This is a genomic window from Ralstonia sp. RL (assembly GCF_001683835.1).
GTDB lineage: Bacteria > Pseudomonadota > Gammaproteobacteria > Burkholderiales > Burkholderiaceae > Ralstonia > Ralstonia mannitolilytica.
In genome coordinates, this window is sequence record NZ_LWRX01000244.1 from 62237 (window position 1) to 83225 (window position 20989).

Genomic DNA, 20989 nt, shown 5'->3' on the forward strand with positions numbered 1-20989 from the left:
GACGGTGAAGTTCGGGTGTTTGAGGCTCAAACGCGACCCTCAAAGGGTGGAATTCGACTGTTTGACACTGACGCTCGAGTGTCTGAGGGCGAAGCTCCAGTGTTTGACACTGACGTTCCACGCTTTGAGGGTCAAGCGCCAGCGTCTGAGGGTGAAGCGTGACGTTCGGCCCGGCGCCCAGTGCGAATCAATAATCCAACTTTCGCTGCTGCCCCCGTGGCTATAATTGCCCCGCTACCGCACCAACGGTAGTCGGGTGTAGCAGCCCGTCTCTTCTCACAGGCCGGATAGCCGCTGCCAAGCGGCTTTTTTCATCCGGAGCTTGCGCACGCCTATTGTTTCCATGGCGGGCCGGGCAGGGAGACCTTCGGGTCTGCCGGTGTCCTGTGAGACCGGTCTGCTACCCCTGCTGTCGGGCCCGCCACCCTCGTGTAGCAGCGAACGGCCGGGCCTCCCTTGTCTCACAGGAGGTTATATGTCCGGAGTTGCAAGCGGGTACCGCCCCGCCTCGTACCCGTCCCCGCCCAAGCACCACCCCCGTCCCCACGAATCACGGAGACACCAATGACGCCCGTCCAACGCCGCCACTACCTCACCGGCGCCTTGGCCGCGCGCGACTACCTGCTCCGCACGCAGACCGACCTGCACATCCACCGCCAGTTCCGCCCCGACAGCCTGCGCTGGGCACTGGCTCATGCAGCCAGGCACCCGCCGGAGTATCGCGCGGGGTTTCTGGATGGCATCGGCGCCTTCGTATCGATGGTGCTGGAGGGTTGTCAGATCAACCCTGAGACGTGGGAAGTGCTTTCCGCCATAGAGCGGGCTGGCGAAAGCCAATAACAACGGATTGACGCATTCCCGTGACGGGCGGGAATGCCATGGCGGAGGCAGAGTGGCCGTTGGGCGTTCGCGGCTGGATTTGCCGCTTCCGGCCAGAAGCGGTCGTTCCGATAGGTTCGAAGCGTCCTGCCGCCCCTCAGCCTGTCAGCCCGTCAACCCCTCAGCCAAACTTGCGCGCCGCATCGCGCGCCAGGCCTGAACCGATTCCGCCGAACAGGTCGCCCTCAACGCGCCGCGCCGACGGCAGCACTTGCGCCAGTTGCTCGCGCAGCAACGGCACCCCGCTGGAGCCGCCGGCAAAGAGAATGGTATCGACCGCTTCCGCTGCAACGCCCGCCGTCTTCAGCATCGCCTGCACCGTAGACACCGTCTTGCCGACCAGCTTCCCAATCGACTGGTCGAACTCCTCGCGCGTGACGGGCTGCTTCAACTCGGGCGCGATGCGGTGCAGGTCGATCTCCGCCACCGGGGCGTCCGACAGCGCGATCTTGGCGGCTTCCACCTGGATGGCGAGCCAGTGGCCGGCGCGCTCGCGGATCAGGCGGATGAGGCGGTCGAGTTTTTCGGTGTCGGCGGCGTCTCGGTAGTTGTCCATCACCACCGTCCACGCCTTGCGCGTGTACACGTGGTTGATGGTGTGCCAGCTCGCCAGGTCGAAATACTGGCCGGACGGCATCGCCTTGCCGTTGCGCAGCGTGCTGTTCAGGCCCAGTAGCGGCATCACGCTGGCCAGGCTCAAGGCGCGGTCGAAGTCGGTTCCGCCGATGTGCACGCCGCCGTTGGCGAGGATGTCGTCGCGGCGGTCAAGGCGTTTCGCGCGCTCGGGCGACAGGCGCACGAGCGAGAAGTCGGACGTACCGCCGCCAATGTCGGCCACCAGCACAAGTTCTTCACCGCTGATGCCGGCCTCGTAGTCGAACGCGGCGGCGATGGGCTCGTACTGGAAGGCGATCTCGTCAAAGCCGGCGTCGCGCGCGATGTCCGCCAGCGTGTCTTCGGCAAGCTGGTCGGCCTTGGGATCTTCGTCGATGAAGAACACCGGGCGGCCCAGCACGGCGCGGCGGAATTCATGGCCGGCGGCATGCTCGGCGCGCCGCTTGAGTTCGCCGATGAAATGCGCCAGCAGCTTGCGGAAGGGCATGGCCTGGCCCATGACCTCGGTGCTGTCGTCCATCATCGACGTGCCGAGCAGGCTCTTGAGCGAGCGCATCAGGCGGCCCTCGTAGCCGGCAAGATAGTCGGCCAGCGCGGCACGGCCGTAGCTGACGGTCGGGTCTTCGGCGTGAAAGAAGATGACGGAAGGCAGCGTGGCCTTGCCGTCTTCGAGCGGCAGCAGGGTGGGGGCGTCCGGTCTCAGCCAGCCGACGGTGGAGTTGGACGTGCCGAAATCGACGCCGCAGGCGTTTGACATCATAGGATTGTGGCTTCTGGAGTGCAGCGGGAGGCATGCGCCCGCACGGGATATCAGAGCGGGCGCCACCTGCGAAGGGGGCGCTATTGTAGTGGCTTTGTGCGACGGATCCCCTCACGGCGCACGCTGTTCACGGGCAACACGCGGGCGCTAAGAGTCCGGCACACACGCGATCACCGTCAGAGGCGATGGCGACAGGTGCCCAGGGGCGGTCGATGGTCCAGCAGTGCCGAAATACCTGAAAAAAGAACGCCTGCTGCTACCACGCGACGTGGCCAGAAGAACCGTGCGGGTGCGTCATTGCGCATCGGCGTCCAGTTTTTCTGCGTCAAATAGCCAAGCACGTCGTCCACCTTGTTCCGCCCACCTTTGTATAACCCCCCCGCCCGGTCTCCTGCGCGCATGCGCTTGCCGCGAGCGCGCCCTGGAGTTGCGCGCCGGCCTGTGGCCCTGCATACAACGGCCCCGCCTGGTGCCGAGAATTCCCCTCCCACTGGGGCAAGGGGTCAGTAGGTGACGGTCACAATGATGGTGTCGTTATACGTGCCGGCGGGCGGAGTGCTCTGTGCTGGAACGCGACCATAGACAGTCGACACCTGCGAAACTCCGCTGCCCGTCCCAGTCACGGTTGCGGTGCCCGTCGTACCGTCGCCCCAAATGTTGGTGTAGCTCGAACTGGTGAACAGGTTGTAGCCGACAGTCTGCGAGCCGCCGCTGCGCGTCAGAAGCCGATTGCTCATCGTGGCGCCGCTGCCGGTTCCGGCGGAGAGCGCCAACGTCCACGGCGATTGGTTGGTGCAGTTGACTGTGATGGCACTTGTCGCTGTCAGTGCGGAATTCAGCAGCCCCGCTGTGCCGAAGTTCATGTTCGTTGCGCTGATGAGGCAGTCGCTGATGAGGTTTGCCGACGCAGACACGGAAAACGTGCTGGGATGGGACGTGATGGTCGTACACGTATTGGTGCCTGGATTGGGAAGTGCATACACCGTGGCACTGGTACCAGAGAAGCTCTGCGAATAGGCGCCCGCAGGCAAGGTCGTCTGCCCACCCTGAACCCTGCCGTAGACCGTGACGGTGGCCGACCCGGAACCGAGCACACCAAGCGGGACGTCGACAGAGATGGGCGGCGTGGAGGGGGTGGTGCGCTGTCCCCACACGATGGTCCGGGCGCTGTCCGCAAACAGGTTGTATTGGAGCTGATTGCTGCCCGCCGTCATGACACGGGGCGATATCCCGCCGCCTCCGCTGCCGACTCCAAGATTCAGGCATGCGCGCGCCACCGAACCTTGCAGCAGGAAGCCACTGCAGCTGACCGTCAGCGTGGCCGTCACGTCGGTGTTCCCCGCCTGCACCGGACTGATGCTGCCGAAGCTGATGGTTGCCCCCGCGACCGAACACGACTGTGCACGCGCGCTCACCGGGAGCGCCGCCATCAGAACCAGCAGAGAGGCCAACAGCAGGCGCGTCATCACGGCATCGCTCCTGTGGGTTCCGGCTCGCAAAGCAAGGGCCCGATGGTGGGAAGTGCGCCCGCATCCTGCGGGTAGGCAAAACGGGCAACGCAGGCGGGGCCTGCGTCCTCCACGCGGACAGTGTTGTCCAGTTGCAGCGCGTCGATGAACACGAGGCCATCGTAGCCAACGGGGTAGCGCAGACCGTTCTGCTCAAGTGTCGCTGTGCTGCCCGCCGGGAGCGGCTGCCCCCTGGTGTCCACCAGCCGTATCTGGGCGCCCCGGAACGTCTCGATGCGAAAGCGCGTCAAGACGCCGGAGCGGTCTGCCGGCGCAACGGTCACAGCGCTGGTGGCGAGCTTCGCATTGACGGGCAGCACAAGCGGGTCGATGGCCACATGGTTGTTCTCGTAGGACACCAGGTCTGGCACCAGCAGGTGCCCGCTGCCGTTCGTGCGGCCCATGAGCCGGTTCTCGAACGTCACCGGCACGTTGGCCACGCCCTCTGTGGACACCAGCGCAAACGCGTCATTGATGCGCCGGCCTGGCAGCACGTCGGCGTCCATGAACACGAAGGCACCGGATATGTCGACCGCCGTGCTCGTGTGCCCGTTCACCTCCTGGGCAGCCACGAACGCATCGCCGTAGCGGCCACGATAGTTCAGTTGCGCCACCGAGCGGCGGTCGCTGCCGGACTGGTTGGCCTGCAGCTGCCAGCCGAAACCGCCCGCATAGTCGGGCGTACGCACGGCACTGACCGTGGCCGAAGCGTGGCCACGGTCCATGCCGACGCTCGCTGCCGCGCTGGTGTCGCTGCCCAGGGCCATGGTGAGCGTCATGAGCACGCCCCGCGCCCGGGTGTCAGCCAGATCCTGATAGGCGCTCGCGCTCAATGAGAAGTCCCGCCCAAGCTGGGTGCTGTACGAGAGCGACGCAATGCGCGAGTTTCCCGTAACAGGGTCGGATACCCCGATATAGCTGGCGGCGAGGCTGCCGGTCCGCCCGGCCGGCACGGAAACCGTGGCCCGCAGCAGTGAGCGGAAGAACGGCGACCCTGCGGCACTGGCCAGATCGCGATAGGTGCCAAAGGTCCGGGTACCCTGCACATCGACGTTGAATGCCGGGTTTCGATACTGATAGCCCAGCGTGGCCTGGGAGCCGGTCTGCCCGGCGCCCTGCGATACGGCAGCAGCGGCCGAGAAAACGCCGGCCTGGTTCAGCCGTACCAGCGCTGCCCCGCCCAGGTTGCCAAGGCCGCGCGTGGCCTCGGCATGTCCTTCCACCGTCAGGCCGCCCGTGAGCCCATAACGCAGTGACGCGCTGAGTGCGGGGCTGGACGCATAGTCGAATGACCGCAGGCCGTAACTGTTGCGCAGAAAGCCCGCTTCGACCGCGTAGTCGAACAGGCCCGCGGAGAGCAGACGCGTATCGATGTAAAGCGGGACAGACGTCACGACGTCGCGGCCCAGGGCGTCCTTCACCACAATCACCGCCTGACCGGCGCCCGTAATGGCCGGGGCGTTGTTGACTACGAAGGGGCCGCTGCCGACCTGCCCCGTGAACTGGCGCACGCTGTTCACGTACAGGTCGACCGCGGTCGGCACGGCGGCACTGCCTCCGAGCAAGGGCAATGGATACGTGACGAGGTCGGGGCGCAGTGCAAAGTTGCGCCGCCACTGGATGCCGCCAAGGCGCACCGAGCGGCTCCAGCTCAGGGACGAGGTGACGGTGTCGCCAAGCGTCAATGTGTTGAGCTTGTCCGCATCGGAATGCGACCAGTTCGTATCGAGCCGTGTGTAGCGATGCTGGCTGGCGTCGAACGTAGCCACGCCGCTGTTGGAGAACACGCCGCCCGGGTGGAAGAACCGCTGCTCGCTGAACAACCCCAGGCTGCTCCCTCCGCCCCCCAGCGTGGTGGGCTGCAGATAGGCGTCGTAGTTCAACACCAGGCCCGTGCCACTGGTGGGCGCGACGCGCGGTTGGGTCTGAAAGCTCAGCACGTTCGGGACTCGCCGTGTGTCATCGACAGTCAACTGCGCTTGCTGCGCACGTACGTCGTACACGTAGCGCAGGCCCGGGATACTGTCGAGCGGAATGCGCCCGCTCGCGTCGGGCTGCAGGTCGTCTGTTCGAATGCCAATGGACTGCAGCTCGCCTGCCGTTGCGAACAGGTGCCCCTCCTGCAGCCGAAAGCGCGCAATCGTCTGTGTCGACGCCCCGTTGATGACCGCCTCCAGGTAGATGTCGCCAGCGCCCGGTGCCGGCAGCGGCCCATCGGGACGCACAGCGGCAAGCAGGGTCGGCTTGCCGCTCTCCTGCGCGGCGGCCGATGCCGCCATGACGAGGCCGCATCCCAGGGTGACAACGCAACGGCCTGTCATCTCCACCCAACGCATCAGTCTGCGCGGGTGAGTGGGAGGTCCACCGCGACGCCGTTGATATGTGCGCGAAGACGCTTCGGCGCCCGACGAGGGTGCGAATCAACGACCGGCCAGGCTCGCGTTGCACCGCCGAGCGCATAGCCGAGCAACCCCCCGGTAATTTCGCTTTGCGTGCCGTCGTTCCACTCGATGGACACCCCGGAGAGTTGCGCGTGGTGTGTCTCAGGGTTCCGGACCACGAGCAGGGTTTGGTCACCCTCGCGACGCAACACAGCGCTGAGCCTGGGCGGCGTATCCGCAGCGGCATTGACGAAGACCGGAACTGAGTACCGAAGCTGCATCGTTACGCCGGTGAGCGTCTGCGGACGGCGCTCCGGTATCTCGTCGATGATGAGGCGGTAGGCTTGTTCGGCAGCGCCTGGTGCAGGCGGTTGCGTCAGAACGAGCCGCACGAGCTGTTCGCCATCGGCAGGAATCTGCACGATGGGCGGACTGGCGACGAGCGCCGCGGAGTCATTGAGCTGGTCGCCTTGCGCATCCTGCGTCCAGCGGAACACCCGCACCTGTGCGTTGAGCGGCAGCGTGCCGCGATTGCGCAGCGTCAGGACGGCCGCCGCCTGGCCCGGGGGCAAGTCGATGCGAATGGGCGAAATCTGCAGCGAGGCGCCGCTTGCAGCACGAGACACCAGCGCACCGAGCAGAAGCAGTGCGCCTGCGTTGCTCAAGTCACGTGCATGCCGTTTGAGCGCAACCAGCCCGCAGCGTATCGCCGACACAATGGAACGGATACGGTGCAACTTAGAACGTGATGGTGGCTGTGACGGTCGATGTGTAGGTGCCGGCCGCCGGCGTGTTCTGAGGCGGGACACGTCCATAGACGGTCAGGGTCTGGGCCGTGCCCGTGCCTGTACCCGTCACGGTATCGGTGCCGACCGTGTTGCCCCAGATCTGGGTACGGGCACTGTCCCGGTAGAGCTGGAAGCCAACGGTTGCGGTGCCGGTGCCGGCGAGCAGCCGGGCGGCAATGGTCGACCCGGTGGTCGTGCCGGCATCCAGTCCGACGTTGTACGGTGCCGTGGCGCTGCAGGTGACGCTCAGGCTGGTGGTCTGGTCCACGTTCGCGGTCAGCACGCCCTGCGTGCCGAAGTTCAGTGCATTGGCACTGATGGCGCAGTCGTTCTGGAGCGTGAGCGAAACCGTGAAGGTGGTGGTTTTGGTTGCCGCGCCCAGGTATCCGGGAGCGGCAAGCAGGCTGGCCAGCACAAGGTAGTGCGGCTTGAGACGGAACGGACGCGCAGTAAGGCCTCGGCGCATGGGTTTCTCCTCCGAGCTGTCACACGGATGAGCCGGAGCCTCATGTGCCCAGGTCTTCATCCAGTCTGCCGCCCCCCGCGGCGCGTGAATCAAGCGTAGCAAAAAGAGAAGCCTACGTCCTAATTAAACTCAGAATTCGATGGTGACGACCTGAGATTGTGCTGAACCGGGCATCTGCACGGAGGCGGCGCTCGGCGCCGGGGCAGGCTCCCCGGTGTAGACCCGACTGGGCACCGGGCGATCGCACATGACGTGAGGCTGACCACTGGTGTCAGAGGCCACGGTGCATTTGTCGACGATTTGAAGGCTCGCAAACACACTCGCCGTCGCTTCGTGGGCAGGGGTGCTTCGGATTCCGAAGGATGCGAGAGCAGTCAGGACTGCAAGAAAGCGCAAGAATTTCACGGCTCAGACGGAAGACATGCAACGCCACCCGGCTAATGCGGGTGTTTCCGTCTATATCGGCAGCGAACGGAAAAGGTGTAACCCGAAAGTGCATCTCGGTCCGGGTAGGCTGGCCGAATGCCGAGAGCGACGTATCGGCCTTGACGAGCATTCCCGTCACCGACGTGGCGTGGATCAACGCAGCCCTGGCTGCGGGCCGTGTCGAGTCATTGTCGGTCCGACCCTCTGGGCGAATGGCGGACCGTTGCAGTCCGGGCACGCGCACGCGCGCCTTTCCGATGGCGGGCCGGGCGGAGCAGCGTTCCGGCTGCAAGCCTCGGGGTCAGTTTCCACCTCCGCTGCCGGGCCCGCCCACCCGATCACTTCAACCGCGCCTTCAGCTCTTCGCTGGCTTGATGCAGCGCTGCACGGGTTGCCGGCACACCGGCCAGCGCATTGAGCAGGCCGAAGTCGTGAATCATGCCGTTGTAGCGCGTGGCGGTCACATCCACACCCGCCGCGTCGAGCTTGCGTGCATACGCTTCGCCTTCATCGCGCAAGACATCCTTCTCGGCGGTAATCACCAGCGCGGGCGGCAGCCCCTTCAACTGAGCGGGCGTGGCCAGCAGCGGCGATGCGTAGATTTCCTGACGCTGCCCCGGATCGGTCGTGTAGGCATTCCAGAACCACTGCATCATCGGCTTGGTCAGGAAGTGCCCCTGCGCAAATTCGTCGTACGAAGCGTTCTCGAAGTTGGCATTCGTAACCGGCCAGAACAGGACTTGCGTGCGCAGTGCGGGCGTGCCGTGCGCCTTGGCCATCAGAGCCACCACGGCCGCCATGTTGCCGCCCACGCTGTTGCCGGCAATCGCCAGCCGCTTGCCGTCTACGCCGATCTGCGCACCGTTTTCTGCCACCCACTTTGTGGCGGCGTAGATCTGGTTGATCGCCACCGGATAACGCGCCTCGGGCGAGGGCGTGTAGTTGACGAAGACGGCGACGGCGCCGGAGTCGGCCACCAGGTCGCGCACAAAGCGCTCGTGCGTGGGGAAGTCGCCCAGCACCCAGCCCCCGCCGTGAACGAAGATGAAGCCGGGCAACGTGCCTTTCGCGCCGGCCGGGCGCACGATCGTCAGGCTGATCGGCCTGCCATCCACGGTGATGGTTTTCTGGCTGACGTCAGCGGGCGGCAGCGACACCTTTGCCGCGGCTTGCGCGCCCACCAGCACGGCGCGGGCATCGACGGGTGACAGGGTTTCCAGCGGCTGTCCACCGCCGGCGGCCAGTGCGTCGAGGAATGCCTGGGTGGTGCGCTCCACGCCTGGGCTGCCCGCAGCAAGAGCAACGCTTGCTGCCACAGAGAGCAGGGTGCCGGCGGCAAATTTGGTCATGCGGTTCATGGCTGGGCCTCAAATCGTGTGTTGTGCGAAGGGTTGGAGGGGTGCGGAGTTGGGGAACGGCGTACGGGTCAGATCAGGCTCAGGCGTACGTCGATGTTTCCGCGCGTCGCGTTCGAATAGGGGCAGACGATGTGGGCGCGGTCAATGAGCGTTTGCGCTTCGGCCGGGTCCATGCCGGGCAGGCTGATCTTCAGGTCCACTTCAATGCCAAAGCCGTTCGGAATGACGCCGATGCCGACGCTGCCCTGCACGGACACATCTGCCGGCACGCGGATCTTGTCGCGCGCACCCACGAACTTGATCGCGCCGAGGAAACACGCGCTGTAGCCGGCGGCAAACAGCTGCTCGGGGTTTGTGCCTTCGCCGCCGGCACCGCCGAGTTCGGTTGGCGTGGTCAGGCGGACGTCGAGCCGGCCATCGTCGGTGATGGCGCGGCCATCGCGGCCGCCGGTGGCACGAGCATGGGCACGGTAGAGGACGTTTTCGATCGACATGGTGGTTCTCCTGTGAGAGGGGTGGTGGTGCGCGCATCGGCTGTCGAGGCCGCGCCGCATTGCTTGCTATTAAATAGTGCGCTACTTAATCGGTCTAAAAAAACGGACGCGATCAGGCGCCCGTCGGCGATACGTGTGTGCTCAGGCGGCGTTCTTGAAGAGCCGTCCTCGCAGTGCATTCAACTGTGTGCGCAGTTCTTCCAGCTCGCCGGGCGCACACTCCATGGCCGTAGCCATGCATGCCGGCACTTTCTCGGCCCGCTTCTCCAGCGCCTTGCCGGCCGCCGTGAGCGAGATGATCACCCGCCGCTCATCCTCGGCCGAGCGCTGCCGCTCGATCAGCCCCGATGCCTCCAGCCGCTTCAGCAGCGGGGTGAGCGTGGCGGAGTCGAGGAACAGGCGATCGCCAATCTCCGACACCGTCTGGGCATCCTGCTCCCACAGCACCAGCATGACGAGGTACTGCGAATACGTCAGCTCCAGCGCCTTGAGCAGCGGCCGGTACGCCTTGTTGATCCCGATCATGGTCGAGTACAGCGCAAAGCAGAGCTGCTCGTCCAGGGCGAGGTCGCGGCGTGCGGAGGAAGGCTTGCGTGTGTTCATGGAGAGGAATATACATAGTGCACTATTGAATTGCAAGCTAATTTTTCGGGTGTGGGTGCCGCACGCCGTGCGGGAGTGACGCGTCCCCTGAAGGCGTGCGCTCCCCGATGAGGATTGTTGACTTGCCTCGGTGGCGCCCTTCCACAGCCTCCACCGCTGGAAACTTGGGGGGAGGCGCGCCCTCTCCCTGGCCTTCCATGCAGTCCTACCTCGCCTCGGCCATCCGTCCCGGCCGGGGCCGCTCTTTTTGTCGGGCGCCATGCCGATGCGGCGGCGGCACGTCGCAGTGCGGGATTGCTGACCTCGATGACAGTCAGTCTTCCCGCGCAAGCCGCGACAAGACGTCAGCAAGCGCCCGAATCTTGGGCTGTGCGGCGCGTTGGGAGGGATAGACCACAAAGTACGACAAGCCGTTTTGCGCCACGTCGATAAAGGGCGTCACCAGTGTCCCGGCCCGCAGGCGGTCTCTCGCCATCCGGGGGTCGCCGATTGCAACGCCATGCCCTTCCGCGGCGGCGGTGAGCGTCAATTCAAGGGTATCGAAAACGAGTCCGCGGCCCGCATCGATGTGCGGTGCCCCAACGCTTTCCAGCCAGCATCGCCACTCCTCATGGCCGTGCCCGGGATGAAGCAATGTGACGTGAGCAAGATCGGCCGCCGCTCCGAGCGATGCGGCCATCTCGCTCGTGCACATCGGTGTGAGTCGCTCGGCGAACAACGGAACGGCCTCCATGCCCGCCCACTGGCCGCTTCCCCGAACGACGACGGCATCAACGTCGGGTGTCGTGAAATCCGGCGTGTCGTCCGCCGAAGTGGAGATGCGGAGTTCTGTTCTCCGCAAGGCGTTATGGATGTCTTCCAGTCGTGGCAGCAACCAACGAATCGCAAAGGTGGATGGCACCCGCAGAGTGACGACGGCCGCCGTCTTGGCGTGGATGTCTGCGTGCTGAACCAGTTGCGTCAGCACGCTGACGGCGACGGTCAGCAGTTCGGTGCCTTCCGCCGTCAGTGTCAATCCCGACGCGTGGCGCAAGAACACTGCGCACCGGTAGTGCGCTTCCAGTTGCTGGATCTGACGGCTCACCGCTCCCTGTGTCCGACACAGATGCTCTGCGGCTTTGCTGATGCTCCCGAGATGCGCCGCGGCGACGAATGACTGGAACGCTGTCAGGGGCGGCAGTGTCCGCGTCAGGTCGGCCAAGGGGTATGCATGGGCTGCATACCCGGGTTGCGGAATTTTCGATTGTTCGGACATCGGTGCATCGATATCGTGCGTGCATCGCACGCGTCTGCACGAGCGCGCGGAGGTGTCAACGAATGACCGGAGAATGGACATGGCCTCATCGTCGGAAGCACTATACACGCGGCAGATTCGCACCTACCTTCGGGAGCTGGAGCGCGGCGATGTCGCGGCGATCTGTGCGTTGTTCGCGCCCGATGCCCAGATCTTCTCGCCGTTTCTCGGGTGGATGCACCCTGCGCCGTTCTTTGCGAAGGTCGATGCGGCATCTGGTGAAAGCAAAATCACGCCGATCGACATCTGCGTGAGCACGACGGGAGCCCGACGCGCGACGGGCTACTTCATCTATGACTGGGGCCTCAAAGATGGAACAGCGGTGCGCTTCGAGTGCGTCGATGTTTTTGAATTTGACGACGATGGGCGCATCGAGCGGATGATCATCGTCTACGACACCCATCCGATTCGCAGTACGGTGGGGGACAAATACGCGTAGTGCAAAGGTGGTGCCTGCGGCGGACTGCAGGCCATGACGAGTCTTGCACGACACCGGGTCCGCATGACCTTGATCCTGCCGCAGGCCGCGGCGGGTCGTCACGGGCTGGACGCTGAGCGAAACGGCGCCGAAGAAGGCGGCCCAATAGCAGGCAGCGGGGATGGCGACGCCGCTCGCCGGTGGCGAGGCGGGTATGATCGCCGGCAGTCGCCAGACTCCCTGGACACGACGCCAACCCGGCAAGGAGAACCGCATGATCAAAGTCAGCGTGATGTACCCGTACACCGAAGGCGCGCGCTTCGACCACTCCTACTACCGCGACCGGCACATGCCGATGGTGAAGGCGAGGCTCGGCAGTGCCTGTGCGTACTACACCGTCGAAAAAGGGCTGGCCGGCGGAGCGCCCGGCACGCCGCCCGCGTTTGTGGCGATGTGCGCGTTGATCTGTGATTCGGCCGAGGCATTCCAGGCTGCCATGAAGGAGCACGGCGCGGAGATCCTGGGCGATATCGCCAACTACACCGACATCGCCCCCGTGCTTCAGATCAGCGAAGTCGTCGTCGAGCGGTCGGATCCTTGAATGCACCGGATCGGGCCCCGCCTACAGATGACCTTTCCCATGACGACGAAGCAGAGGGTGACCACTGCGCTGCTGGGAGCGCTCGCCTGGATCCTCATCGACCAGGCGACGAAGGCCGTATTCAAGCAGATACTGGCGCCCGGCGAAGTCGTGCCATTCCTTTCGGGCAGCTTGCTGGTTCTTCCCACCTACAACCACGGCGCGTTCCTCAGCCTCGGGGCGGGAATGTCTGATGCGACCCGCAATATCGTTTTGGTCTATGGCGTGCTGGCCATCCTGGTCGGACTGTTCGGCTGGCTGCTGCGTTCGTCCTCCCTCGGCCGCACCGAAGTCATTGCGATCGCGTGCATCCTGGGTGGAGGGCTCAGCAACCTGTTCGATCGTTGTGTCTACGATGGCCGGGTGTTGGATTTCCTCAACGTGGGCATCGGGCAGTTGCGAACGGGGGTCTTCAACGTCGCGGACATCGGCATCATGCTCGGCGTGGCGCTCATTCTCTTGCGGGGTGCCAAGCGCGGGCCCACGCTGCCCGGGGCCTCTGCGATCTGAGGAGTGAAGGCCCAGGCGAAGCGGATGCGCTGGTGCCTCAGTACACGCGTCCGACCGGCCATTCTGGCCGACAGCAGACACCGTGGAGGACCGACGACATGACAGTCAAGCGAATGGACAACATCCTGATCGTTGTGGAGGACCTGGAGGCGGTGAAGGCCTTCTTCATCGATCTGGGTCTCACGTTTGAGGGCCAGACCACGGTGGAAGGGCACGCTGTCGGGCGCCTCATCGGGCTGGAGAACGTCCGGGCCACCGTTGCGATGCTGCGGACGCCCGACGGACAGGGCGTTGAACTCGACAAGTTCCATACGCCCGATCCGGTCCGGTTTGGTCCGGTGGACATGCCGGCGAACGCGCTGGGCCTACGTCGCATCATGTTTGCCGTCGACGACATCGATGAGATCGTTGCCCGCATGCAGACCCAGGGCGCCGAACTCATTGGCCGGATGGATTACGAGAACTCCTACCGGCTGGCGTATCTCCGGGGGCCGGAGGGCATCATGGTCGGGCTTGCTGAGCAGGTCGGTAGTTGAGCGGAGCGCAGGGCTCCCCCCGACAAGAGAGAATTGACGCATCCCCGCACGGAATGTGACGTGCAGCGCGTCAGGAAATACCGCAGCCCACGACACCGATATCGGAGTAGAGTGGGGCACGGATACCAGCGGGGCCTGTCGTCGGCCCCAGCAAGAGAAACCTGCCTCGCCTCTGATCGACGCGTCGCCGACGTCCCACCTCGATCCAGCCTTCAACGCTGCCTTTCCGAGCCGGTTTTCCGGCGTGGTCCGCACTCCATCCGCCCCGGGGCTTCAGTCCTGCGCCAGCGCACGATGCGCAATCGCCCCGGTCTGCTCGCTTTTCCTATGGGAGATTTGCCATGGACGCCTACCCGACATCCTTCTACAAAGGGTTCGCGATTTACCCCCTGATTTACCCCTTCAACCCGCCGCGCGAGTGGCACGAGAAACGCCCCGACCGCGCGTACAGCGTCTCGGTCGTCATCTGCCTTGAGGGCGAGACGATGGACGATGAACGCTCCCGCGTCTTTCGCCTCAGAGGCGAGCCGTGGGACAACGTGGGCGCCGCCAAGCGTGCAGCTACGCAGGGTGCGGAAGACATCATCGATGGACTTGTGCCGGGCCAGTCCATGGCAGGCGACTAGAGGATTCTGCAGGAGTCCAATCGGAGGCCCGGTCCGGTGGCGTTCTCGAATGCCGCCGTCTGTGCAGTGCGCACACCCCGCACCCCGCAGGCTCGAGTCTTGCGGCGGTGTTGCATCCAACAGGCTGCCCGGGTGAAGCCATGCGAAACGCTCTCCTTGTCTGCGCCGTAGCCGCGCTCTGTCTTTACGGCTGTCATCGCGAGAGCGATACGCAGTCCAACGTCCGCGCGCCGGGGCAGGCGGAATCGCCAAAAACGAAAGTGCTGGAAGCGGGCGCAGTGGCGCTGCAGGACAAGCCGCCCATCGAGGCCATCAACGCCTACCTTGATGGCTTCCATTTCTACAACGGCCGGCAGAACGTCCAGATGGAAGCGCATCACTACTGCGCGATCGTCAACGAGGATGTCACGCAGTGCGTCATCTACGACGGCAACGTCGGGAACGCAAAGTTGATGGGCGTGGAATACATCATCAGCGCAAAGCTGTTCGCCACGCTGCCAGCCGCTGAGAAGGCGCTCTGGCACAGCCATGTCTGGGAAGTGAAATCCGGGCAGCTCGTCGCGCCCGGCATTCCCGAGCCCGCGGAGAGGGCGCTGATGAAGAAGCTGGTGGGCACATATGGCAAGACCTGGCATACGTGGCACACCGACCTCGACAAGTCGTTGCCGCTCGGGGTGCCGCAGTTGATGATGGGCTTCACGGGGGAGGGCCAAGCGAACGCCGCGATGGTTGCCGACCGGGACAAGCGCATGGGAGTCGACAGCGCGGCCAAGCGTAAGGACCGTGCGGACATTCCCGAGCCTCCGGTCGACCCCGATGCCAACGGCTGGCAGCATGGCAACACCTTTCAAATTGCCGATCCGACGGGAAGCCAGCATGCGCATGCGTCCGGTGGCGCCGGCGCCGCATCGAAGGCGCCGGACGTGAACGCCCGCGCGAACGAGAGGCAAGGCCAATAGCCGCTGGCAGGCGGGATGGCGGCGCGGCGCCGATGGCAAGACGGGCAGGATCGCCGGCATCGCCGGGCTCCCCTGGGCAGGACGCCACCCCGGCAAGGAGAACCGCATGATCAAGGTCCGTGATGTACCCGTACACCGAAGGCGCGCGCTTCGATCACGATTACGACCGCGACCACCACATGCCATGCCGCTGGTGAAGGCCCGGCTCGGCAAGGCCCGTGCGTACTACACCGTCGATGAGAGCCTGGCCGGCAGAACGCCCGCCGATCCACCCGCCTTCTTGGCGATGTGCGCGTTCCTTTGCGATTCGGCCGAAGGCTACGAGCCCGCCATCCAGCCGCACCGCGCGGAGATCGTGGCCGACATCGCCAACTACACCGACATCATGCCGCGCGGCCAGTTCAGCGAAGTCGTGGTCGAGCGGTCGGACCGTTGAGCGCGAGTTCCGACAGAGGAGTCATGCGGAATGATCGATCACGCTGTGCTGCCGTACTTCCTGCAGCAGTGGCGCTCGTCGTCGCCATCCCCGGCCCGAACACGATCTGGGTGTCGACGACGAGGGTGAACCAGGGTTTCAAGCTTCCGCCAGCGGCTCGGGCAGCTGTCTGCGCGCCTGGGCGAGGCCGTCAAGCGTGCTGGATGCGTTTCCCAGACTGACCGCCTATGTCGCGCGCGGTGAAGCGCGGCCTGGCCATCAGCGGGCATTTGCGGGGCAGTTGGCTGCGTTCACGGGGCAGGCGCAGGCGGGCCGTCGGCACGCTGATGGCCCCGGGCCGTCTTCACGTCATCCACATATCCACCTGTGGATAAGACCGTGAAGAACGCAAGGGACAACCGTGTTTGCGGCGCGGGGGTGGCCTGTCGAGGGCTGGCGGACAACTTCGGTGAGCTTGCACGAGGCCCGTGCGATGGCCCCCGGTTCATCCACCCCACGGCACACGCTGTCCAATCGGTTGTGCATTTCGCAAGCCCTTGAAGCCAAAGCGCTTTTTGCGGCTATCCACAGAAACGGCGGGCCGTTATCTACTACTACTATTTTTATATACAGAAGAAATAAAGAAGACAGCAAAGCCGCACGTGCCGCTGCGCCGCGGCTTTGCACGCTACATCAGCACGGCGGGCGGGGCGGATGCGCTCATCACCAGATTGCGGCCAGCCGCCTTGGCCTGGTACAGCGCGGCATCGGCGGATTCGACCAGCCCGTCGACCGAGACGCTTGCACCGGGTGCTGCCGTGGCACATCCGGCGCTGACGGTGACATAGCGCGATGGCGCCGCCGCGTCGATCCGCAGGCGCAGCACGGCTTCACGCGCCCGCTCGGCCAGCGCCTGCGCCTCGTGTGCTGGCGTGTCGGGCAGCACGAGAACGAACTCTTCGCCGCCATAGCGGGCGACGAAGTCGGCGGGGCGGCGGGCCACGCCGGCCAGCGCAGTCGCCACGGCGGCCAGGCAGGCGTCGCCCTTGAGGTGGCCGAAGGCGTCGTTGTAGCGCTTGAAGTGGTCTACATCCACCATCACGAGCGAGAGCGGCTGGTGGCTGCGCTGCGCCGTGCCGATCAGCGTGCCGATCTGTTCGTTGAAATAGCTGCGGTTGTAGACGCCGGTCAGCGCATCGTGCATGGAGACATGCTGCAGTGACACATGCGCTTCGAACAGGCGCCGGTACAGCGCCGTGACTTCCCACACCAGCACGCAGACGAGCACACCGGGTGCCAGCATGCTGAACAGGCGCGCGACGTACCAGCCGACGGTAAAGCGGTCGGCGCTGAGCAGGTTGAGGGTGGTGTCGGTCAGGCACGCCAGCGCGGCAATGGCCAGCCAGACATCCAGCACGGCCCGCAGGCGGCCGCTGGCCACCACGACCAGCACGGCGATGGCGTTGATCGCCCACAGGACGAGGGCCACGGGGTTGTCTGCGTTGCTCGCACGCAGCGGCGGGGGCAGGTTCGTGAGCAGCGCCTGGCCGCTCAGCACGGCGCCCACTGCCACGGGGCCGCCGATCAGCAGCCAGGCCCACAGGGTGACCCGCCCGGCCGAGACCGCATCGCGGGAAAGGCGCTCGCGCACGAGCACGGCGGTGATCACGAACAGCGGAAAACCGCCGTGCCAGAAGACCCACATCCACACCGCGCTGGTAGGCCGGGCGCCAAACAGCCCCGTCGGGGAGAACACGCCCGGAAACATCAGCAGCTGCAGCGCCACGGCCACCGCCGTGAAGGCATAGGCGCCGCCCAGCGCGGCCAGCATCGGCTGCCGCGTGACGGTGAACTGTGCGCCAAGAAGAAAAGCGGCGATGCCGGCGGTGGTGAAGACCGTCAGCGCGCACATCGGCATGAAGGGGGCAATGGCCGGCCATTGCCAGTCGGCGCGGGGTGCGGCCACCGCCAGTGCCAGCAGGATCAGCAGTGCGATGGCACCGGCAAAGCTGGCTTGCCGGCGGGTTGCCCGCTGGATCAGGAAACTCTCCATCGCACCCCCGGTTGGTGTTGTGTGTCCGCTCGGCCGGCGCCCGCGGTCTGTTCCGGCGGGTTGGGCGGCGCGGCTGCTGCCTGTGTGCCTCCATCATAGGCACGCGCCGGGGGGGCGGAAAGCCCAGGCAGCAACACCAGAGTGGGCGAGCAGCCGCCATGCCGTGGCCGAATGGCCGGCCCGGCGTTGGTGCGTCCCGCCAATGAACGGGCCGGTTGGAAGGCATTTGAAGGGTACGTCCCGTACCGTGTTCGCCCAACCACGCTGTCGAATCACGCCCGTGCGCGGGCCGTGTTGTATGGAATCGCTCAATCACACGCTGTTTCTCTGGATCAACGCTGCGGCCGATCCGTCTCCTACCACCGTCTGGCTGGCCATGGCCTTTGCCGAATACGCGATCTGGCTGGCGCCGCTTGCCCTCGTGGCGGGCTGGCTGTGGGGTCAGCCCGCTACGCGCCGGCAGGCATTCCAGACCGGCATAGCTGCCGCGGTGGCGTTGCTGATCAACGCGGGCTTCGGCCTGCTGTGGTATCACCCCCGGCCTTTTGCCATTGGGCTGGGCACCAACCTGCTGCCCCACGTGGCGGATTCGTCCTTCCCGAGCGACCACCTGACGGCGCTGTGGACGGTGGCCTTCAGCCTGATGTGGAATGCACGCCTGCGCCGTGTGGGCGTGCTCCTGGCGTTGCTGGGTCTGCCGATGGCGTGGGCGCGCATCTACCTGGGCGTGCACTATCCGTTCGACATGCTGGGCGCTGGGGCCGTTTCCGCCTTCAGCGCGTGGCTGTGCAGCGGCCGCGTCGCACACACGCTCTCGGAGCCGCTGCATCGCCTGGGGCTGGCGGTGCACGGCGTGGTGCTCGCTCCGTGCGTACGGCGCGGGTGGGTGCGCAAGTAGGGCCGCTAGCCGTGCCGCCGCCACGCGCGCCAGAAGAAGACGAGCGCCAGCACCGTCGCCGCGACGTTGTAGAGCATCGCCAAGGCAAAGGCGTGGCCGTAGCGCGCAACATGGGCCGCGTGGGCGGCTGCGTCGGCGGTCTCGCTGCCATCGGCGCCCAGCAGCGAGAACAGCAGCACGCCCACCACCGTCACGCCCACCGCGTTGCCGACGGCTTGCATGGTCGTGACCGTGCCCGCGCCCATGCCGGCTTGCGCGGTTTCCACGGTGCTCAGGATCGTGTTGAGCGACAACGGAATCACCATGCCCTGTCCAAAGCCGCTGACGACGAGGGGCACGAGCAGCCACGCGTTGGCCGAACCGGTCTGCGCCATGGTGGCGAGCACCACGATGCCCACGGCAAAGAGCGCCATCCCGAGCAAGAGCGCGCGCTGCCCGATGCGTTCGGCCAGGCGGGGCGCAGTCAGCGAGCCGGCAAAGAATGCGATGGCCGCCGGCGTGAAGACCAGCCCGGCAGCCAGCGCCGTCAGGCCGCGCCCGAACTGCAGCAGGATCGTCAGGGCCAGGAAGTAGGAGCTGATCGCCGTGTAGAACAGGAAGATCGCCAGCACGCCGAGCACGAAGCTGCGGTTGCGGAAGAGCGCCATCTCGATGATGGGCACGCGGCCCGAGGCCGTCAGCGCCTCTTCCACGCGCACAAAGTGCCGGAACACCAGCAGCGACGCCAACGGCACGGCCCACGACCACCACGGCCAGCCGGACTCGCGGCCCTGCATGATCGGCACCAGCAGCATCGCCAGCCCCAGCGCGCCAACCAGCGCGCCATGCACATCGAGCCGCGCCGCCACCGGGGCGCGCGATTCGGCAACGAAGGCGCGCGCCGCCAGCAACGCCGCGATGCCGATCGGCACGTTGACGAGGAACACCGCGCGCCAGCCGGCCACATCGCCCAGCGGATGCGCGATCAGCCAGCCGCCGATGATCTGCGAGACCGACGCAGCCACGCCCTGCACGGCGCCCATGGTGCCGAACGCGCGCCGCCGCGCATCGCCGTCGAACAGCACGCGCAGCGACGCCATGACCTGCGGCATCAGGATGGCCGCCCCCAGGCCCTGGCCGACGCGCATGGCGATCAGCATCCACGGGCCCGTCGCCAGCCCGCACAGTGCCGAGGCAACCGTGAACAGCGCCATGCCCGCCATGAACATGCGCTTGCGCCCGAACAGGTCGCCCAGGCGCGCGCCGTTGAGCAGGAACACCGCATACGCGGCGCTGTAGCCGACCATCACGAGCTGGATCTCGGCAAAGCTGGCATGCAGCCCGTCGCGGATGTCCGGAATGGCCACGTTGACGATGAACAGGTCGAGAATGGTGACGAAGTTGCCGGTCAGCAGGGCGGCCAGGGCGGGCCACTGCCGCTTTGGCCGGGCGCCGGCGAGGGTGCCGGCCGAAAGGGATTCCATTGACATGCGGGGATCTCGGTTATTAATATACGGTCGTACGTATACTAAGTTGCGGACAGCTTCCGTCAAGTGCCAATCGCTTGACCCCACGCATCGACAGGTTATTGCCATGAACGAAACCGACGGCCGCCGCGCGCGTGGCGAACGCGCGCGCGCGCAAGTGCTGGAACACGCCACCGCGATCGCCTCCACGGACGGCCTCGAGGGCCTGACCATCGGTCGTGTGGCCGCCGACGCAGGCGTCGGCAAGGGCAACATCCAGGTGCTCTTTGGCGACAAGGAAGCCCTGCAGCTCGCCACGCTCGATGCCGGGGTGGGCCCTTACCTCGCCACCGTGGTGGAGCCGGCCATGGCGCTGGAAAGCCCGCTCGCCCGGCTGCGCGCGCTCACCGACGGCTGGTTCGACTACGTGGCCAGCGGCCAATCGCCCGGCGGCTGCTTCGTCTGCGCCGCCAGCTACGAATACCGGGCGCGCCCGGGCCCGATCCAGGATCGCGTACGCCGTCACCGCGAGGCGGTGCGCGCGCGTTTTCGCGACACCATCGCTGCGGGCCAGGCCGCTGGCGAACTGCGGGCCGATCTCGACGTCGACCAGCTCATCTTCGAGATCGAATCGTTCCGCTCGAATGCCAACGTGGCGTTTCTGATGGGCGACATGGCCGTGTTCGAGCGGGCGCGGCGCAGCACCCGGGCGAGCATCGACGCGGCGGTCGCGTAGGCGGACGGGCGCGCCTCGCTTGCTGTCGTCACGCTTGGAATCAGTTCAGGCCGATTCGGTACCGGTCCCAAAGCCATTAATATGTGACTTTCCGACGGCACGGCCCCCGCACCCCGGCGATTTTGCCCTGCGGTGGCCTCCGATTTGTGCTTAAACGTTACCTGCGGCGCCATGTTCCGGC

20 protein-coding genes and 1 pseudogene are annotated in these 20989 nt (G+C 65.8%); 10 read left to right on the forward strand and 11 right to left on the reverse strand.

Features of this window, described 5'->3' with window-relative positions:
• Positions 1–564: 564 nt before the first annotated feature.
• Positions 565–840, forward strand: coding sequence for a hypothetical protein (locus A6M56_RS21785; RefSeq protein WP_102080217.1), 276 nt, complete (start codon positions 565–567; stop codon positions 838–840).
• Between the two features lie 160 nt (positions 841–1000).
• Here the strand turns inward: A6M56_RS21785 and A6M56_RS21790 are convergent, their stop codons facing one another.
• The 9 genes from A6M56_RS21790 to A6M56_RS21830 all read right to left on the reverse strand — a co-directional run bounded on the left by A6M56_RS21790 (position 1001) and on the right by A6M56_RS21830 (position 11533).
• On the reverse strand, positions 1001–2254 hold the full coding sequence (locus tag A6M56_RS21790) for an Hsp70 family protein (RefSeq protein WP_102080216.1): 1254 nt from the start codon (positions 2252–2254) through the stop codon (positions 1001–1003).
• A gap of 503 nt (positions 2255–2757) precedes the next feature.
• Entirely contained in the window at positions 2758–3720 is a 963-nt protein-coding gene (locus A6M56_RS21795; protein WP_102080215.1) for a Csu type fimbrial protein, read from the reverse strand.
• Positions 3720–6041 (reverse strand): fimbria/pilus outer membrane usher protein, encoded by a 2322-nt coding sequence (locus tag A6M56_RS21800; protein WP_257984060.1) that lies wholly within the window; start codon positions 6039–6041, stop codon positions 3720–3722. Before A6M56_RS21800 ends, A6M56_RS21795 begins: the two co-directional genes overlap by 1 nt.
• Positions 6042–6097: 56 nt before the next feature.
• Positions 6098–6808, reverse strand: a complete 711-nt coding sequence (locus A6M56_RS21805; protein ID WP_045785169.1) for a fimbrial biogenesis chaperone — start codon at positions 6806–6808, stop codon at positions 6098–6100.
• A gap of 73 nt (positions 6809–6881) precedes the next feature.
• Positions 6882–7397 (reverse strand): Csu type fimbrial protein, encoded by a 516-nt coding sequence (locus A6M56_RS21810; protein ID WP_045785168.1) that lies wholly within the window; start codon positions 7395–7397, stop codon positions 6882–6884.
• A gap of 764 nt (positions 7398–8161) precedes the next feature.
• A complete protein-coding gene (locus A6M56_RS21815; RefSeq protein ID WP_102080213.1) occupies positions 8162–9181 on the reverse strand; it encodes an alpha/beta hydrolase in 1020 nt (339 codons plus the stop codon).
• A gap of 68 nt (positions 9182–9249) precedes the next feature.
• The gene (locus A6M56_RS21820; RefSeq protein WP_027680493.1) at positions 9250–9675 is read right to left on the reverse strand and encodes an organic hydroperoxide resistance protein; all 426 of its coding nucleotides are present in this window, start codon (positions 9673–9675) and stop codon (positions 9250–9252) included.
• A gap of 141 nt (positions 9676–9816) precedes the next feature.
• The gene (locus A6M56_RS21825; RefSeq protein ID WP_045785166.1) at positions 9817–10278 is read right to left on the reverse strand and encodes a MarR family winged helix-turn-helix transcriptional regulator; all 462 of its coding nucleotides are present in this window, start codon (positions 10276–10278) and stop codon (positions 9817–9819) included.
• A 313-nt stretch (positions 10279–10591) separates the two neighbouring features.
• Complete coding sequence (locus A6M56_RS21830; protein WP_102080212.1) at positions 10592–11533, reverse strand: LysR substrate-binding domain-containing protein; 942 nt, start codon at positions 11531–11533, stop codon at positions 10592–10594.
• Positions 11534–11612: 79 nt separating this feature from the next.
• Here A6M56_RS21830 and A6M56_RS21835 point away from each other — a divergent pair, with 79 nt between their 5' ends.
• From A6M56_RS21835 to A6M56_RS21865, 7 genes and pseudogenes are all read left to right on the forward strand, one after another.
• Positions 11613–12011 (forward strand): nuclear transport factor 2 family protein, encoded by a 399-nt coding sequence (locus tag A6M56_RS21835; RefSeq protein WP_180964247.1) that lies wholly within the window; start codon positions 11613–11615, stop codon positions 12009–12011.
• A gap of 253 nt (positions 12012–12264) precedes the next feature.
• On the forward strand, positions 12265–12591 hold the full coding sequence (locus tag A6M56_RS21840; protein WP_062737712.1) for an EthD family reductase: 327 nt from the start codon (positions 12265–12267) through the stop codon (positions 12589–12591).
• Positions 12592–12630: 39 nt separating this feature from the next.
• Positions 12631–13140: a signal peptidase II gene (gene lspA, locus A6M56_RS21845; RefSeq protein ID WP_102080295.1), complete on the forward strand. Its 510-nt coding sequence runs from the start codon at positions 12631–12633 to the stop codon at positions 13138–13140.
• Between the two features lie 98 nt (positions 13141–13238).
• A complete protein-coding gene (locus tag A6M56_RS21850) occupies positions 13239–13676 on the forward strand; it encodes a VOC family protein (RefSeq protein ID WP_102080210.1) in 438 nt (145 codons plus the stop codon).
• A 341-nt stretch (positions 13677–14017) separates the two neighbouring features.
• Positions 14018–14302, forward strand: coding sequence for a hypothetical protein (locus tag A6M56_RS21855; RefSeq protein WP_045785161.1), 285 nt, complete (start codon positions 14018–14020; stop codon positions 14300–14302).
• A gap of 140 nt (positions 14303–14442) precedes the next feature.
• Positions 14443–15261 carry an OBAP family protein gene (locus A6M56_RS21860; protein WP_102080209.1) on the forward strand — a complete coding sequence of 273 codons (819 nt, stop codon included), beginning with the start codon at positions 14443–14445 and terminating at the stop codon, positions 15259–15261.
• Positions 15262–15383: 122 nt separating this feature from the next.
• A pseudogene (locus tag A6M56_RS21865) lies at positions 15384–15697 on the forward strand (EthD family reductase).
• 667 nt (positions 15698–16364) lie between these two features.
• Here A6M56_RS21865 and A6M56_RS21875 read toward each other — a convergent pair.
• Entirely contained in the window at positions 16365–17729 is a 1365-nt protein-coding gene (locus tag A6M56_RS21875; RefSeq protein WP_102080208.1) for a GGDEF domain-containing protein, read from the reverse strand.
• A 298-nt stretch (positions 17730–18027) separates the two neighbouring features.
• On the opposite strand from A6M56_RS21875, the gene A6M56_RS21880 reads away from it, so the two are divergent.
• On the forward strand, positions 18028–18627 hold the full coding sequence (locus A6M56_RS21880) for an undecaprenyl-diphosphatase (protein ID WP_045785159.1): 600 nt from the start codon (positions 18028–18030) through the stop codon (positions 18625–18627).
• Positions 18628–18632: 5 nt separating this feature from the next.
• Here A6M56_RS21880 and A6M56_RS21885 read toward each other — a convergent pair whose 3' ends face one another.
• Positions 18633–20096, reverse strand: a complete 1464-nt coding sequence (locus A6M56_RS21885) for an MFS transporter (RefSeq protein ID WP_102080207.1) — start codon at positions 20094–20096, stop codon at positions 18633–18635.
• Positions 20097–20199: 103 nt separating this feature from the next.
• Here A6M56_RS21885 and A6M56_RS21890 point away from each other — a divergent pair, with 103 nt between their 5' ends.
• Positions 20200–20808, forward strand: a complete 609-nt coding sequence (locus A6M56_RS21890) for a TetR/AcrR family transcriptional regulator (RefSeq protein ID WP_045785157.1) — start codon at positions 20200–20202, stop codon at positions 20806–20808.
• Positions 20809–20989: the final 181 nt, after the last annotated feature.

Coding starts and splice junctions, on each gene's coding strand:
- A6M56_RS21875 (WP_102080208.1), bottom strand. CDS start 17,729: ATGGAGAGTTTCCTGATCCAGCGGGCAACCCGCCGGCAAGCCAGCTTT.
- A6M56_RS21850 (WP_102080210.1), top strand. CDS start 13,239: ATGACAGTCAAGCGAATGGACAACATCCTGATCGTTGTGGAGGACCTG.
- A6M56_RS21790 (WP_102080216.1), bottom strand. CDS start 2,254: ATGATGTCAAACGCCTGCGGCGTCGATTTCGGCACGTCCAACTCCACC.
- A6M56_RS21890 (WP_045785157.1), top strand. CDS start 20,200: ATGAACGAAACCGACGGCCGCCGCGCGCGTGGCGAACGCGCGCGCGCG.
- A6M56_RS21815 (WP_102080213.1), bottom strand. CDS start 9,181: ATGAACCGCATGACCAAATTTGCCGCCGGCACCCTGCTCTCTGTGGCA.
- A6M56_RS21810 (WP_045785168.1), bottom strand. CDS start 7,397: ATGCGCCGAGGCCTTACTGCGCGTCCGTTCCGTCTCAAGCCGCACTAC.
- A6M56_RS21795 (WP_102080215.1), bottom strand. CDS start 3,720: ATGACGCGCCTGCTGTTGGCCTCTCTGCTGGTTCTGATGGCGGCGCTC.
- A6M56_RS21820 (WP_027680493.1), bottom strand. CDS start 9,675: ATGTCGATCGAAAACGTCCTCTACCGTGCCCATGCTCGTGCCACCGGC.
- lspA (WP_102080295.1), top strand. CDS start 12,631: ATGACGACGAAGCAGAGGGTGACCACTGCGCTGCTGGGAGCGCTCGCC.
- A6M56_RS21830 (WP_102080212.1), bottom strand. CDS start 11,533: ATGTCCGAACAATCGAAAATTCCGCAACCCGGGTATGCAGCCCATGCA.
- A6M56_RS21835 (WP_180964247.1), top strand. CDS start 11,613: ATGGCCTCATCGTCGGAAGCACTATACACGCGGCAGATTCGCACCTAC.
- A6M56_RS21785 (WP_102080217.1), top strand. CDS start 565: ATGACGCCCGTCCAACGCCGCCACTACCTCACCGGCGCCTTGGCCGCG.
- A6M56_RS21880 (WP_045785159.1), top strand. CDS start 18,028: ATGGAATCGCTCAATCACACGCTGTTTCTCTGGATCAACGCTGCGGCC.
- A6M56_RS21825 (WP_045785166.1), bottom strand. CDS start 10,278: ATGAACACACGCAAGCCTTCCTCCGCACGCCGCGACCTCGCCCTGGAC.
- A6M56_RS21800 (WP_257984060.1), bottom strand. CDS start 6,041: ATGGCGGCATCGGCCGCCGCGCAGGAGAGCGGCAAGCCGACCCTGCTT.
- A6M56_RS21855 (WP_045785161.1), top strand. CDS start 14,018: ATGGACGCCTACCCGACATCCTTCTACAAAGGGTTCGCGATTTACCCC.
- A6M56_RS21885 (WP_102080207.1), bottom strand. CDS start 20,096: ATGTCAATGGAATCCCTTTCGGCCGGCACCCTCGCCGGCGCCCGGCCA.
- A6M56_RS21840 (WP_062737712.1), top strand. CDS start 12,265: ATGATCAAAGTCAGCGTGATGTACCCGTACACCGAAGGCGCGCGCTTC.
- A6M56_RS21860 (WP_102080209.1), top strand. CDS start 14,443: ATGCGAAACGCTCTCCTTGTCTGCGCCGTAGCCGCGCTCTGTCTTTAC.